The sequence below is a fragment of the Methylovorus glucosotrophus genome, assembly GCF_009858335.1.
Classification (GTDB): Bacteria; Pseudomonadota; Gammaproteobacteria; order Burkholderiales; family Methylophilaceae; genus Methylovorus; species Methylovorus glucosotrophus.
In genome coordinates this window covers 13,066-27,721 of sequence record NZ_VMSE01000002.1, presented here as the reverse complement: position 1 = coordinate 27,721, position 14,656 = coordinate 13,066, and the positions used below count along the sequence as shown (strand labels likewise).

The 14,656-nt window shown below is 55.9% G+C and carries 14 protein-coding genes; 3 read left to right on the top strand and 11 right to left on the bottom strand.

Going from position 1 to position 14,656, the window contains the following annotated elements; all coding sequences use genetic code 11:
• Nucleotides 1–10 precede the first annotated feature (10 nt).
• From FNL37_RS11100 to FNL37_RS11090, 3 genes are all read left to right on the top strand, one after another.
• Nucleotides 11–430, top strand: a complete 420-nt coding sequence (locus FNL37_RS11100; RefSeq protein ID WP_244948286.1) for an NfeD family protein — start codon at nt 11–13, stop codon at nt 428–430.
• A 61-nt stretch (nt 431–491) separates the two neighbouring features.
• Nucleotides 492–1,337 (top strand): SPFH domain-containing protein, encoded by an 846-nt coding sequence (locus FNL37_RS11095; RefSeq protein WP_159356220.1) that lies wholly within the window; start codon nt 492–494, stop codon nt 1,335–1,337.
• Nucleotides 1,338–1,408: 71 nt separating this feature from the next.
• Complete coding sequence (locus tag FNL37_RS11090) at nt 1,409–2,092, top strand: multidrug transporter (RefSeq protein WP_159356219.1); 684 nt, start codon at nt 1,409–1,411, stop codon at nt 2,090–2,092.
• Here the strand turns inward: FNL37_RS11090 and FNL37_RS11085 are convergent.
• From FNL37_RS11085 to FNL37_RS11035, 11 genes are all read right to left on the bottom strand, one after another.
• Nucleotides 2,089–2,838: a HesA/MoeB/ThiF family protein gene (locus FNL37_RS11085; protein WP_159356218.1), complete on the bottom strand. Its 750-nt coding sequence runs from the start codon at nt 2,836–2,838 to the stop codon at nt 2,089–2,091. The genes FNL37_RS11090 and FNL37_RS11085 overlap by 4 nt on opposite strands.
• 8 nt (nt 2,839–2,846) lie before the next feature.
• Nucleotides 2,847–3,488 (bottom strand): type II secretion system protein, encoded by a 642-nt coding sequence (locus FNL37_RS11080; RefSeq protein ID WP_159356217.1) that lies wholly within the window; start codon nt 3,486–3,488, stop codon nt 2,847–2,849.
• Nucleotides 3,485–4,579 (bottom strand): hypothetical protein, encoded by a 1,095-nt coding sequence (locus FNL37_RS11075; protein WP_244948285.1) that lies wholly within the window; start codon nt 4,577–4,579, stop codon nt 3,485–3,487. Before FNL37_RS11075 ends, FNL37_RS11080 begins: the two co-directional genes overlap by 4 nt.
• A gap of 37 nt (nt 4,580–4,616) precedes the next feature.
• Nucleotides 4,617–5,090 carry a hypothetical protein gene (locus FNL37_RS11070; RefSeq protein WP_159356215.1) on the bottom strand — a complete coding sequence of 158 codons (474 nt, stop codon included), beginning with the start codon at nt 5,088–5,090 and terminating at the stop codon, nt 4,617–4,619.
• Nucleotides 5,087–5,701 carry a hypothetical protein gene (locus tag FNL37_RS11065; RefSeq protein WP_159356214.1) on the bottom strand — a complete coding sequence of 205 codons (615 nt, stop codon included), beginning with the start codon at nt 5,699–5,701 and terminating at the stop codon, nt 5,087–5,089. The genes FNL37_RS11070 and FNL37_RS11065 overlap by 4 nt, the downstream gene beginning before the upstream one ends.
• Nucleotides 5,698–7,293 carry a hypothetical protein gene (locus FNL37_RS11060; RefSeq protein ID WP_159356213.1) on the bottom strand — a complete coding sequence of 532 codons (1,596 nt, stop codon included), beginning with the start codon at nt 7,291–7,293 and terminating at the stop codon, nt 5,698–5,700. Before FNL37_RS11060 ends, FNL37_RS11065 begins: the two co-directional genes overlap by 4 nt.
• Nucleotides 7,293–8,498 carry a type II secretion system F family protein gene (locus FNL37_RS11055; RefSeq protein WP_159356212.1) on the bottom strand — a complete coding sequence of 402 codons (1,206 nt, stop codon included), beginning with the start codon at nt 8,496–8,498 and terminating at the stop codon, nt 7,293–7,295. Before FNL37_RS11055 ends, FNL37_RS11060 begins: the two co-directional genes overlap by 1 nt.
• A 2-nt stretch (nt 8,499–8,500) precedes the next feature.
• A complete protein-coding gene (locus tag FNL37_RS11050; protein WP_015829116.1) occupies nt 8,501–10,204 on the bottom strand; it encodes a GspE/PulE family protein in 1,704 nt (567 codons plus the stop codon).
• Nucleotides 10,205–10,241: 37 nt separating this feature from the next.
• Nucleotides 10,242–11,387: a tetratricopeptide repeat protein gene (locus FNL37_RS11045; protein WP_159356211.1), complete on the bottom strand. Its 1,146-nt coding sequence runs from the start codon at nt 11,385–11,387 to the stop codon at nt 10,242–10,244.
• Entirely contained in the window at nt 11,371–13,185 is a 1,815-nt protein-coding gene (gene mshL, locus FNL37_RS11040) for a pilus (MSHA type) biogenesis protein MshL (RefSeq protein WP_159356210.1), read from the bottom strand. The genes FNL37_RS11045 and mshL overlap by 17 nt, the downstream gene beginning before the upstream one ends.
• Before the next feature lie 69 nt (nt 13,186–13,254).
• Nucleotides 13,255–14,655, bottom strand: coding sequence for an AAA family ATPase (locus FNL37_RS11035; protein WP_159356209.1), 1,401 nt, complete (start codon nt 14,653–14,655; stop codon nt 13,255–13,257).
• Nucleotide 14,656: the final 1 nt, after the last annotated feature.

The following is a 14,656-nucleotide window of genomic DNA, read 5'->3' as shown; positions in this document are numbered from 1 at the left end:
AATTTTCGGATTGGTACTGCTCTCTGCCGAGCTGGCAACGGGCACACTGTATATTTTATGGTTTGGCCTCGCGGCCTTGATCATCAGCGGGCTGTTATGGCTGTTTCCCGCCATTTCACTCGGGGTGCAACTCTTGCTCTTCGCTGGTCTGTCCCTAAGTACCCTGCTCATATGGAAAAAATTTGAACGCCGTCAACCGGCCGCCTCCCGACTGGGACAGTCCCAAGGGGAAGAAATTGGCCGCACAGGCCAGATAGTTGTCGCGGTCAGCCCCGAACAATGCGGGCGTATCCGCTTCTCTCAGGGCGTGATGGGCAGCAAGGAATGGACGGCCATTTCCAGCCAGACATTAGCCGTAGGCGAAGAGGCCGAGATTACCAGTATTGAAGGCAATGCCTTGCGCGTGAAACGCTCTGGCGTTACCGCCTGAGATTGTTGATAACTTTCCGCACCATGCAAACATCAAGCAACGCTATATTTAAGGAACTGAAATGACCGAACTCATGCTGGCCCTCATCGTCCTGGTTGTGATCGCCATCTGGAAAGGTCTGCGCATTGTGCCGCAGGGCGAAGAATGGGTGGTTGAACGCCTGGGGCGGTTTAACCGTGTGCTGATGCCGGGGCTTAATCTCATTATCCCATTCATCTACGAGGTGCGTTACAAGGTCACCACCAAAGACATCATTCTGGATGTGCCCCAGCAGGAAGTGATCACGCGGGACAATGCCGTCATCCTGGCGAATGCGGTGTCGTTCATCAAGGTCAGCAATATTGAGCGTTCGGTGTATGGCATTGAGGATTTTCGTGAAGCCATGCGCAACATGGTGCAAACCAGCCTGCGCTCCATCATCGGCGGCATGGATCTGAACCAGGCGCTGACCTCGCGTGACCGTATCAAGGCTGAGCTGAAAGAAGCAATTGCCGACGAGGCGCTCGACTGGGGCCTGACCGTCAAGTCGGTGGAGATCCAGGACATCAAACCCTCCCCCAACATGCAGCAAGCCATGGAAATGCAGGCCTCCGCCGAGCGTGAGCGGGTTGCGCTGGTAACCCGCTCCGAAGGCGAAAAGCAGGCCATTATCCTGAACGCCGAAGCCCGGCTGGAAGCCGCCCGCAAGGATGCCGAAGGGCAAATGGTCGCCGCACAGGCCTCCGCCGAGGCGCTACGCCTGATTGCCGAAGCCGTGAAAGAAAACAACAGCTCTGCGACATTCCTGCTGGGCGATCGCTATATTCAGGCACTGCAGCGCATGGGGGAATCAGAAAACAGCAAGATCGTAGCGCTGCCCGGCGATATCGTCAGCGCCATTCGGGCTATTGTGGGCGGCAAAAGTTGATATAAACTGCATGACAAGCCCGCAGGATAGCGGGCTGTCATTGAATAATAATTAAAAAAGGGGTAAGGGGAATGAAAACAACACTCGTCGCAACGCGTGCTTTTCTGCTGATTGCGATTACGCTGGTGCTAGCCAGCCTGGCAACACAAGGCATCAAATTCTTTACGGGGCATGGTTCGTTAATGGGGATAACGCGTCTCCTCAACCTCAATGCTGAAGTCAATGTCCCCACATTCTATTCGGTGGTGCTCCTCCTCACCTGCAGTGGCTTGCTGGGCTTGATTGCTTATCTTAAACGCGCACAGCGCGCGCCTTATACCCTGCACTGGCAAATCCTGTCGGCCGGATTTCTGCTGATGGCGGCGGATGAGTTCATGAGCTTTCATGAGATTTTCACCAGCATCACCCACAGGCAATTGCACCTGGAAAACAGCATCTGGCTCAAGTACTCCTGGGTGATTCCCGGCTTGCTGGTGATCGCGTTCATCGGCATATCGTATATACGCTTTCTGCAGCACCTAAGCCGCACTCACCGCATACGCTTTCTGCTAGCCGGCGGCATCTACTGCACGGCGATTATTGGTCTGGAAATTCTGGGAGGGCGCTACGCGGCTCTGCATGGAGTGGAAAACTTCGGCTACAGCCTGCTGACTACCTTGGAGGAGGGGCTGGAGATGCTAGGCCTGATCCTGTTCATCAATGCCCTGCTGCATTACATCGCCGAGCAATATCCCAATATCCGCATCCGCCCCTAAGAAGGCTGACAAACGCTGCAAGTGGGGTCGCGTTGTAGGCGCAGGCTGCGCCACTCCATGCTCAGCACATCCAGCAGCAGCAGCAGGCCCTGCAGGCTCTGGCCGATTCCCATCAGCAGCTTCATGGCTTCGGCTGCCTGTGTCGTGCCTATCATGCCCACCAGCGGCGCAAATACGCCATTTTCAGCACAGCGCAATGCATCGTCGGCGCCTGTATCCGGGTACAGGCAATGGTAGCAGGGGCTGTTTTCCTGCCGGAAATCAAACACCGTAATCTGGCCCTCAAAGCCAATGGCCGCCCCGGATACCAACGGTTTTTTTTCCGCCAGGCAAATGCGGTTCAAGGCATAGCGGGTAGCAAAATTATCGCTGCAGTCGATCACCACATCGGCGTTACGCACCAAAGCGGACATCGTAGCCTCTGTCGATTTCTCGCGTATGGTGATCACCTCTACTTCCGGGTTCAATGCCTGCAAGGCTTGCTGCGCTGACTCGGCCTTGTTGATGCCCACGGAGGCTGTGGTATGAATAATCTGCCGCTGCAGATTGGTCATGTCCACCGTATCAAAATCACAGATGGTGAGCTTGCCGGTGCCACCGGCCGCCATGTACATCGCCACTGGCGCGCCCAATCCGCCCGCCCCCACAATCAGGGCATGGCTGTTGACGAGTTGCTCCTGGCCCTCGTAACCGATATTAGGCAGCAGGATATGGCGGCTATAGCGTAAAAGTTGGTTGTCGTTCATACCCGCAATTATGGCAGTTTTCCGGCGCTCAGCATGCGGTTCAATAGCAAGGTCGATGGTACCCACACCACAATATCGTCGAACTCGTTGCCTGCCACGGCACTTGGCACATCGCTGACTAAATTATCATCGTTATCTGTATTTTCTTGCTCATTCACTCCCGCGCCCGCGCCCGACTTGCCTTTGGAGACAATGACAGCGGGGACACGCAACGCCAATGTCACGCCACTAGTATCGGTGATGGTCATTGAGGGTGTGGTCGAAAGGGTAAATTTGGTAACGCTATTTGCAAATCCATTCGTGACACGATACCGATACTTTTGCCCCCAGGCATCCTGCTTGCCCATGCCGAGGTCAGCCCATGGCAAATTACCCTCGGCTGGGTCTACCACACAGGCACCTGTGCCATCCCGGTCTTCCCGCCCGTCGCCCGTAGTATCCGGGCATGGCAGATACCCATTACTGCTGGCATATCCGATCAGGCCATCGCGCAGTTCGGCCATGGCTCTTTGCGTTTCGTTGTAATTTTTCTGATCAATCTGGGCAGACAGCGGCACCAGCATGCCGGCAATCACCAGCCCCACGATCACCAGCACTATCGATAGCTCGATCAAGCTGAAGCCTCGACTGCTTATTCGATGCGACGTCATGGTGTTACTTTCAAAATACGTGTGCCATCAAGGTTGGATAGTTGCGCCAGCCCACTACTGCTGCAGCCACGCGTTGCATAGCTGCAATCCGCCGTGAGTTCATATTTCACATAGTTTTGCCAGTGGCTTTCCGTAAACCAGGCTGGCAGGGTTAACGCCGGATTCGGGTGGCTGCAATTATTGTTAATGAGCGGCAGGCTGCCACTCAAACTGCCCTCCTGGCAGGCGCGTGTGCTATCGGGCAAAAGCGAGGTATAAGGAAAAAACCGCCCATTTGCCGCTGCCGCACTCGCCGAATAATAACTGCGCAACGCGGTGGCCGCCTCCCCCATCGCCCGGTTCTGCAGGGCAGCCAGCAGTTCATCAATGGTAATGAACACCAGGGTGTCATTGAATTCGGTCTGTTTCTCGCTGGATAGACGATCACTGGCCTCGCCGTTAATAAACACCTCATTCGCGACCAGATAATTGGCGTTCGAATAAGCAACGCCATTGATGGTAATGCTGTCGAGATAGGCAGCTGGACCCGCAATGCCGCCTGCCCGGTTTTGCGAACCAAGTACCGGCCCCGCTGATATGACAATCGCCGCCACCCGGTCTGAAAGCAGGCGTCCGCTTTTATCGCGCACTTGCAGCCAGGGATAGGTGGGGGCATCGGCAATATCGGGATTGATCACCACGGCGCTGGTGGAAGGCCGTACCAGATTGCGTGACACCGCGTACCACAAGCGCTCGCCCTCGGCGTCCATCAGGTTTTCAGATAAGCCATAGTTACCTGCGCCAATGCCGACGCACGGATTTGTTTGCGCAAGATAAGGCAGCTTGCCCAGCAAGTGACTGTAATTGAGCGTGCTCACCTGACTGACACAATCGCTCTGACCATCGTAGTTTTCATCCGAATTTCGATCAGGAAACGGCAGGATGCCAGGGTACTGTGCATGTGCCACCGACCAGCCTATGAGCGCAGCCTTGGCTTCTGCCAACGCATCGAGTGTTTTCTGTTCGCGCATCACTTTGTATTGATAGCCATCCATGCGCTCAAAAAAGGCCATGCTGCCAGCCAGCAGCAGGATCAGGGCCATCACGATCATGATGATGCCTTGCTGCCCCGTAGTCGGCGAGGAGTACTCAGGGCAATGCAGGCGCATTTTCTCGCTCTTGTGGCGCGGAGGCGGATTCCTTGGCCGTCGCCTTGTACTCTTCAATACGGTTGCTATCAGGTTTGTACACCTGCCCCGCCTTTAACCTCACCGATTGCCCGGTACCCGGTAGCTTGATCTCCACACGGCGGTTTTTTCCTTCTTCCACAATCATGGTGCCTAGCGTCCTGTTTTCCTGCATGGCTTGCTGATTGACCCATACCGTACCTGGCTTGCCATCGCTTCTGCGCACATAGCCTTGTACTGAAATTGGTCCAGCGGGGGCGCTATCCATCACGGCGCCCATGTCCTGTTCCGGCATTTTTTCCGGGAGGGCGCGCATATTGCGGCGTTGCGCATCCAGCTGTGCGCGTTGCAATGGTGTGGTGAACAATCGACCCAAGTCGTCCGCCAGCGCCATGCCAGAGGCGAGACATAACAGTATAGTCAGCCATATTTTCATGGCGCCACTCCCGATTGCGCTTCACGCAGGGTGTACCAGTCCAGCTCACACTTGGCGATAAGATTGGGCGTCATCGTCGCATCCATGATGGCGCGCAAACGCGTCAATTCACATTCGCGAATAATGATGGGGCTGCGCTGCTGCTGACGCAATGCCTGCAAAAAGGTCAGGATATCGCCCTCATGCAGCATGGGCAGCTCCAGCTGCATCACCGAGCGATTGAGCTTAAAACTGCCAGTGTCGACCGGAAACGGTGGGGTATAAGGCTCCTGTGCACCAATGGCGTAAGTGATCTTGAACAGTTTGTACTGCTGATGAATATTGCGGATGCTATCCAGCCAGAGGATACGCCGCTCCTCGCCGATAAAGCCTTCCTCCACCAGCGCTTTATAGGGAGGAAGAAAACTGACGATGGTGTCTTTTTCCTGGCCTGACGCCATATACCGGCTGCGGGCTTGCTGCAGTTGCTGCTGCTGCGCCTGGAGCGCCTGCTCAGCTTCCGTCACGCGATCGTAGGCAAAGCTGATCAGCAAGGCCGCCGCAATCAGTGCCAATGCCAACCCGGCCAATGGGTAGGCCAGACGCGACCAATCCTGGCGGGTGAGCTTCATTGCGCGCCCTCCGTTGGCCTGAGAATAAACTTGAGCTTGAAATTGGCTGCCATGGAAACCGCCGACACAGCATCGGTAGTACTGCCTTGCAAGCGGGAATAGGAGCTGACATTCACCGGCTCCTGCAACACCTCTACCCATGCCACTTGTGGCAAGCTGCGCAGCTTTTCAGCAAGCTGATTGACACGTACCAAAGCTGCACGGTAATCCCCATTAAAACCCGCCACCTCTCCATCCACGAACACCAGCTGGTGCAATACGCTGGTATCACTTAGCTGAGCATCGGCCGGAGCAGCCTGTGCTGGCCCCGCAGAAACCCCTTCGGCCTTATCATCCCGTATCGTGATATCCGGCGTATTCACCCAGCGCATGCGATGAATCTGCATATCGGGCTGCGCCTGCAAAACCTCACTGAGCGCCTGCATGGCGGCTTGTGGCGTTTGCGCATAAGACGCAAGCTTGCGTGCGGTTTCCACCGCAGCACGCAGGTCTATGCTGGGGATAGGCGTTTGGGGGAAATTTTTGGCGACCTCGTGGTACTTCTGCTCCTGCATGCGGGTTTCCTGGCCGGCTTCAAGCGTTTGCTGCAAGGTCTGCGCCGCCTGCTGTCCGATATAGCTTGCCGCCACAAACCCGCCCAGCAAAGTCAGCACACTGGCGAGATGAATACTGCGTGCCACATTGCCTACCTGATAGTGGCGGGTATAGCTGGCTGGAGCCAGATTGACCGGCAACTCGCCAGTCGCCAGCAGATGCATGTGCATCAGTTCGGGATGCCGCGTCAGCAATTCCGGATTCAAGCCCAGGCTTTTGGCGAGGACTTTCAAATCTTCGCTGACGCATTCCAGGTTTTGTTCTTGTGAGATATTGCGGCAAATCTGGCGGCTGGTGTCATCAATGTCCGCCAGCACCATTTTGATCGGTGTATCACGCATCACCAGGCGCTGGCTGATGAGGTAGAGCCGGGTTTTCTCGGTTTCAGCCAGGTAAAAATAGGCCATGCGCTCCTGCATGGCTGGCGATACCGGCGCCGACCGGCTGATCAGCAAACGTCCATGATGAAAGTACGTCTGGCGCAGACCCGAGTTGAGCCGTTCGCTCAGCAGGATATGCGGCGCCTTGAGCTTCATGCGTTGCAGCAACAGCTCGCTCATCATCGATAGCAGATAGACGCCAGCAAGCGGCATGCGTTGAGCCGCGATCGCTTGCATCCAGGGCTGCAGGAAGTCCGACTTGGTCAGGGCCACGTAGATGAAGCGATCATCCTTGCGCTTATCCTTCTGGCGCTCAATGAAATGCGCGGCCTTGAAAGTAGCATTGCGATAGCCATGATTCAGTTTGCGCGTCAGCATTTCACGGCGGGCACTGCCACGGGTATGCGGCAGATAATCCTGCTGGTAATCCTCCTCCACCGCATCCACCAGCATGTAGAGCCGGGTATTGTCGTGCTGGGCCAGAAAGCGCACAAAGGCCTCATAGCCTTTGGGATCACTGCTGAACTCGTGGCTGGATTGCAAGTTGCCCAGACGCCACACCCCGGCAATCAGCTGGGTAGTGGTAGCGCAGAGGACGATTTTATTGAAGATGGCCATCAGAGTTTTAGCGTGCTGAAGGAATCGTAAACCGGGCCCAACACCGAGAACATGATAAAGGCCATGATGGCGCCGAGGATGACCGTGAGCGCGGGCTCCAGCATCTTGAGCATCTTTTCGATGGATTCGCGTACATCGCGATCATAAAAATAGCTGATCTTGAGCAGTGCGACATCCAGCGCGCCGGTGCTTTCGCCGACCTTGATCATGCGCACCACCAGCGGAGGGAAAAGCCCGGCATTGCGAAAGCTTTCACTCATGCTTTCCCCCGCATTGATCTGATGATGGGCACGCGTCAGGGCATCCGCCACCGCGCGATTATCCACGATGTTTTCACTGGTCTTGATGGCATCCAGAATCGGGATGCCGGTTTGATACATCAAGGCAAAATAGCGGGCAAAACGCGCCAGTATGATTTTTTGCAATATGGGCCCGGTGACTGGCAAGTGCAGCATCAGGTAATCAAAACGGTAACGCGCCGCTGGCGAGTGATGAATGAGATAAGCCAGCGCGCTGATAATGAGCACCGGCAGCCCCAGAATCAGCCACCAGTAATTGACGAAAGCATTCGAAAGAAAAATCAGCACCTTGGTCTGCAAAGGCAGCTCTTGCCCCATATTGCGCAGAAAGCCCACCATCTTGGGCACCAGGTAAATCATCAGGAACACCACCGCGCTCAGCACCATCACCATGATAAACAACGGGTAGGCCAGGAGGCGGCGTGTCTGGGAGAGCAGCTCATCCTGCCATTTGAAGGTATTGGCGAGATTATCGAATACTTCGGGCAAACGCCCGGTTTGTTCGCCCGCCTGCACCAGACTGACAAACAATGGATTGAACACCTTGGGATGCTCGGCCAGGGCTTGTGACAATAGCTTGCCGCCCTCGACCTCAGACGTCACCGCCCCGATGATTTTTTGGAAATGCAGATTGGTCGTGCTGTCGCGCAAATCCGCCAGACCCTCCAGCAGAGGCACGCCTGAGCTGGTGAGTTGTTCCAGTTGAAAGCAGAACATCATCAGATCCTGCAGGCTGACGTGGCTGCGCTTGAACAAGGCAGGCGACTTGCGGGCAGGCCGAAAGGTAATCATGCTGAGCCCCATGCGCTCCAGCCGCACCTCCAGGTCAACCTCGTTAAGCGCGTCTATCTGGCCATGGGCTGGCCGCCCGATCTGATCCACCGCCTTGTAGTTGAAGGTCGGCATGCTCAACGCATCCGGTTGGTCAGGTCGATCACCCGCATAACTTCGCTGATGCTGGTATAGCCTTCCAGAATGCGGCGCACGCCATCTTCGGCCAGCGGCACGAAGCCTTGCTCCATCGCCAGGGCGCGCATTTCATCCAGATGCGAACGGCGGGCAATCAGGGCATCCATCTGGCTGTCGATCCGCAGCAGCTCGATAATCGCCATGCGACCGCGATAGCCGGTATAGCCACAGCGCTTGCAGCCCACATGCCGGTAGATAATGGCATCCTGCCCGGCGGCCAAACCAAGCAGCGTGCGCTCGTCTTCGTTAGGCGCATGGCCTTGCTTGCATTGCGGGCAGAGTACCCGCACCAGCCGCTGGGCCACCACGCCGATGATATTGCCAGCCATGATGTCCGGCGAAATGCCGATATCCAGCAAACGGGGGAAAGTCCCCAGCGCAGAATTGGTATGCAGGGTGGTGAATACCTGATGCCCGGTCATGGCCGCGCGAAATGCCATGGTGGCGGTATCTTCATCGCGGATTTCGCCCACCAGGATAATGTCGGGATCCTGCCGCATGATGGAACGTATGCCATTGGCAAAATCAAGCTTATTGACCTCGGCCACCGAGGTCTGGCGCATCATGGTGACCGGGTATTCCACCGGGTCTTCCAGCGTCATGATATTGACCGCCTCGGTATTCTGATGCGCGAGCAGGGAATACAGCGTAGTGGTCTTGCCGCTACCGGTCGGGCCGGTGACGACCACGATGCCCTCGGGGCGCGTCATCATGCGCTTCAATTCATTTAGGGTATTCGGCCGCATGCCCATGCGCTCCAGCGGCATGATGGATTTTTCGCGGTCGAGCACGCGCAGTACCAGGTTTTCCCCGTGGATAGTGGGGTGACTTGCCACGCGGAAATCAATCGGACGACCGACCAGGTTGATCTGCAGGCGGCCATCCTGCGGAGCGCGGGTTTCTGCAATATCCATCCCGCTGATGACTTTGAGGCGAACGGCAATGGCAGGCCAGAATGTCTTGTGCAGGCTACGCACCTGCCGCAATACACCATCAATACGGTAACGTATGCGTAAAAAAGCCAGCTCGGGTTCAAAGTGAATATCCGATGCGTTGCGTTTGACCGCATCCATCAACAGCGCACCGACCAGACGCACTACCGGCTGGGTATATTCATTGCCATCGGCCTGCAGGCTTTGGTAATCGATTTCGCCGGTTTCGATTTCACGCAGAATGCCATCCACCGAGAGCTCATAGCCGTAAAACTGGTCGATATATTCTTCCAGCTGCGCTTCGGCGGCCAACACCGGCTTGATCTGAATCTGCGGCCCCAGCATGGCGCGTAGCTGATCCAGTGCCACGACGTTGAACATATCCGCCATGGCGATCACCAGCTGGCGCGCCGCTTCTTCATAGGCAATCGGCAACAGATGATAGCGGCGGGCAAAGTCCTCCGGCACCATGGCAAGTGCCTCGGCATCAGCCACCACAGGCGCGAGGTCTATGCTTTCATAGCCTATGGTGTCCGCCACCAGATCGCGCACCATGGCTTCGGTCACAAACCCCAGGCGCACCAGGTGACGGCCTAGCGGAATATCATTTTGCGATTGCTCAATCAACGCAATGCGGAGCTGATCCTGGCTCAGCAGTCCCTGCTGCACCATTAATTCACCAAGCCGCTGTTTACGCTGAGGTTCTGTCATGCCGTTCGAGTATGCTCTTTAAAAATGCGATATGGGTTCAAGGCTGTAACTGGGCTATACGGGCTTCCAGCTGCGCGCGATCCACCTGCGACGCCCCGGCAGCGGGCAGGCGTTGCAGGGTCTGCAGGTAATACGGCAGCGCCAGTGCAGGTTTGCCCATCTGGTCCAGACTGACGGCCAGATTGAACAGATAGTCGACGTTATCTGGCGCAAAATGGTGCGCTTGGAAATACGCCTGCTGTGCCGCAGCCCACTGCTGCTGGCTGGCGTAGAGATTGCCCAGCATGGCATGCAGGTGGGCCGCCTCTGGCTGCTGCGCCAGCAAATTTTTAAGTGCGCTTTCGCTACCGAGAGGATCCGCCTCTTCCCCTATGCCTATCAGGGCCGATTGCGCTGTCGGGTTACGGGGATCCAGCTCCAGCACTTTGCTATACCAGCCGCGTGCATCGGCTTGCCGCCCTTGCTGCAGGGCGATGGCCGCCATGCCCAGCAAGGCATCCACATTCCCGCCATCACTCTGCAAGACCATGCGGTATTGCTTTTGTGCCGAGGCAATATCCCCTGCCTGCCAGGCTTTATATGCGGCGGTGAGATTCGGGTTCACCGCCGGCGCAATATTGCTTTTGCTGACGGTAAATGTACTTGCCGTCGGCAAGTCCGGCGTCGTACCAAATACCTGCGGTGCAGCTTTGACCGCAGCTGGGGATTTCGCAGGAGCACTCATATCCAAAGCAGAATCTGCGCCAGCGCTGGGTACAGGATGTTTGTTTGAGAACACTTCCGCAGACGAAGTCGCCGCAGGTGGACTATCATTCGCCACAGACAGCTCTTCGTCTACCGTGCTGGATGGAGCAGCTGGCACTTCTGGCGGGGCCATTTTTGCCATGACAATGTCAGGTTTGGCTAACGATTGCAGGTAGTCATACAAAAAATATCCGCCAAGCAATGCCAGCAGCAGCACTAATCCCAACACACTCAGGGTGGTTGGCGATATTCCGGAATGGCGGGGCCTGGCCTGCATCAGCGTGCTTGCCGTAGCCCGATCGCCTGCAGGCGCCCGCTCAGATTCACGCGTATTGCCAGCTGCGACTTGCGGTTCGAGCGACAAGGTTTCGGCAGTCGCAGCGTCACCACTGCTCTTGCCTTGTTCAGCGCGGGATAGGGCTTTAATTAGCAGACTCATCGAGTTTTTGCTGTAATTGCATGCTAGGCAGATATTGCTTGTATGACTGCAGCTCCTCGCTTTCCAGTGTGGCATTCTGAATGACGATGGGGCGCAGGAAAATCACCAGCTCGGTTTTAATCGTAAAGTCACTGCGGGCAGTAAACAGCTTGCCAAAAAACGGGATTTTGGACACTTCAGGCACACGATCGGACGCCTGCTGGATATTGTCCTGCATCAAGCCACCCAACACCGCCGTGTTGCCGCTGTTCACCCGCAGCACCGATTCCAGCTCGCGCACCTGAATCTGGGGGATACGGCTGATGACATTAGCGTTGGCAAGTTGGGGATTGGGATCATTGACGTAGCTGACCACCCGCGAGATTGTCGGCCGCACATTGATATTAACCTGGCCAAGATCATTGATTTGCGGTGTGACGCTCATGACCACGCCCACAGGCACAGTATTCGGCGTGGTAGTGACCGATTGCAGATTGGTGGAGCCGGTAGTGAGGCCCTGGGATATCTGTGACTGAATGGTGAAATACACCAGGTTATCCACCACCTTCAACACCGCTGTCTGGTTATTCAAGACCATCAGTTTTGGGCTGGAAAGCACCTTGGTATTGCCAAACTGTTGCAATAACCTGAGACCAAGGCTGATGTCGTTGCTGCTGTAGCCCACCACAAACGGGCTCACACTGCCCGCCGCCGCGGCCACCCCGGAGGGCGAAACAATACCGGTAGTGCCCAGAGAACCATTGATGTTAAAACCGCCCCCCAGACGGGTCCAGTCAATACCGGCTTGATAAGTGTCGTTGAGGGTGACTTCGACAATCGAAGCTTCGATCAATACCTGGCGGCGGGCGCTTGCCATGACTTTATCCAGAAATTCCTGCACTTTTTCATGCTGCCTGCTGGTGGCTCGCACGCTGATGACGCCCGTCTCAGGGCTGGCAATCACGGTCGCGGCGAACAGGGTTTTGTATTCGGCGCGTGCCTGATCACGCTCTTCTTGCGCGTTGCGGGCATTGCTTGCGGCCGGAGGCAAGGTGGTCTGGCTCGGATTCAACAGTGGTTGCGCAGGATTGCTCCCTTCATTAGTGGAAGCAGGTGACTCCGCTTGCGATGGACTCGCCGTGCGCGAAATGATCACTTCCTTATCCGTTTCTGCCAGCAGGTCACGCAGATTCTGAATCAGGGTTTCCCACAAATGATTTTTGGATTCGCTATTCACGGCGGTGCGTGAGCTATTGGCGGCGCCGGTACCGTTGCTTGTGACGGTGGACACACTCCCTGCAGTCCCGGTACTAGCGCTACGCCCGGTACTGGCAATTTCCGCTGCCGCTCCGATAAAGCCGGTTGTGTCGCGCGACATATTCACATAGTCGACCTTGTAGGTACGCAACACCGGCATATCGGGAGCCACATACAACACGTTGTTTTCAACCTTGTAGGTCAGGTCAACCTGCTTGGCGAGGCGCTCCAGAATCGCGGGCAAGGTCTGATCCACGGCATTCAGTGTGACTTTGCCCTGGATAGAAGGATGAATGTCCACATTGAGCTTGCTCTCACGCGCCAGCGCAAAGAGGATTTCTTTGACTGGCACTTCATTTACGACAACGCTGTAAGTCTGCTCGCGATTTTTAGCCTTGGGCGCGGGGACAAATGGGGTGATTTTGACGGGCTGGGGAATGGTGGCGACTGGCGCAGGTGGCGTCACTGCATCAATATGCCCCGTGGAGGGTGTGATCTGCGATACATGTGAACAGCCGGCCAACCCGAGCCAGGCAATAGCAGTGACGATCTTGTTATTCATCGTGCCTTGTGATTCCCCATGTAAACAGCCCCTGATTTATCGCATATTAAGTACAGTATGGCAATTAAGCTATTGAAGTTGTTTTATTTCTTTTGTGATTCCACCCACAGTCCTCATATGTGGCTGGTTGGCACGCACGCTTTCTGGCAATTGCTTCAAGGCTGATGCTGCTTCCTCGCGGTTATCAAAGCTGCCATAAAAAAGGCTTAGGAATGGCTGGCCGCCAACCCGCGTACGCACGACATAAAGATCATCCAGCGACAGTTTGAGCGCCAGTGTTTTCAGGGCATCGCGCATATCCTCATCGCGATAGGCCCCCATCAACTGCAAGGTAACGGTGGTCTCGATCTGTCGGTCTAACCACGTGTGCGTCGCTTGCAAGCGGGCTTCCAGAACATCTTGCACTGCACTGGCTGTTGGCTGCTCGGCAGCTGAAGAATGAATCGCAGTCTCGGCGGTGCTTGTCAGTTTCACCTCCTCTGCCCGGGGCTTGGAAACCACAGACGCAGACGATGGCGCTACCACAGGGGCGTTTACGGGCTGAGAAATGGGTTTGCCAGCCTGCCATTGATGCCCGATGTAGCCAGCAGCCAAGCCTGCGCACAAAGTCAGCCCGCCCAGAACAAATTGCCATCTCCGCCAGCTGTTTTGCTGTGCTTGCTGGCTAAATTCACTGTCCGCAATCGCGCTCCGCACATGCTGGGGGCACACCTGGTAGACATTCTCTGAAAAAGCCGCCAGCAGCGCCTTGTCTGCCAGTACATTTACCCTGCGCACCAGACCTTCCGCAGTGCGTGAAAGCAGCTTGATGGCAGCCGGCGTAAATAATGGCGGACCAAAATAGCCGGCAGCACGCAAACGGAACATGAGGTACTCACTCACTTCGTGCTGATCGAGCGGCTGCAATTTGAAACTATGGGTAATACGCTCCCGCAACTGCCGAATATGCGAGGCGTTCAGATTGCTATCCAGCTCGGGCTGCCCGAACAGGACAATCTGCAAAAGCTTGTCATGCTTGGTTTCAAGATTGGACAGCAAGCGCAGCTCTTCCAGTGTGGCAAGGGGCATGCCTTGCGCCTCTTCCACGAACACCACCACTTGCTTTCCTGCTGCATGCCTGTCGAGCAGATACTGCTGCAGAATCTGCATGACATGAAATTTGTCCGCATTTTTAGGCAATTTGAGCTGCAGCTCAAAAGCCACGGCATATAACACTTCATCCGGCGCCATGCTGGGGTTGGCGAGATAAACGGTTTCTATGCTATCCGGCAGTTGTGTCTGCAGCATGCGGCATAGCATGGTTTTGCCACTTCCCACTTCACCAACCACCTTGATAATGCCTTCACCACTGCGAATGGCATATATCAGGGCGTCCAGGACCGCACCTCGCTTGCCGCCCGTGAAAAACACGTCGGTATTCGGCGTGATTTTGTAAGGGGGTTCCTTTAAGCCGAAATGCGCATAGTACATG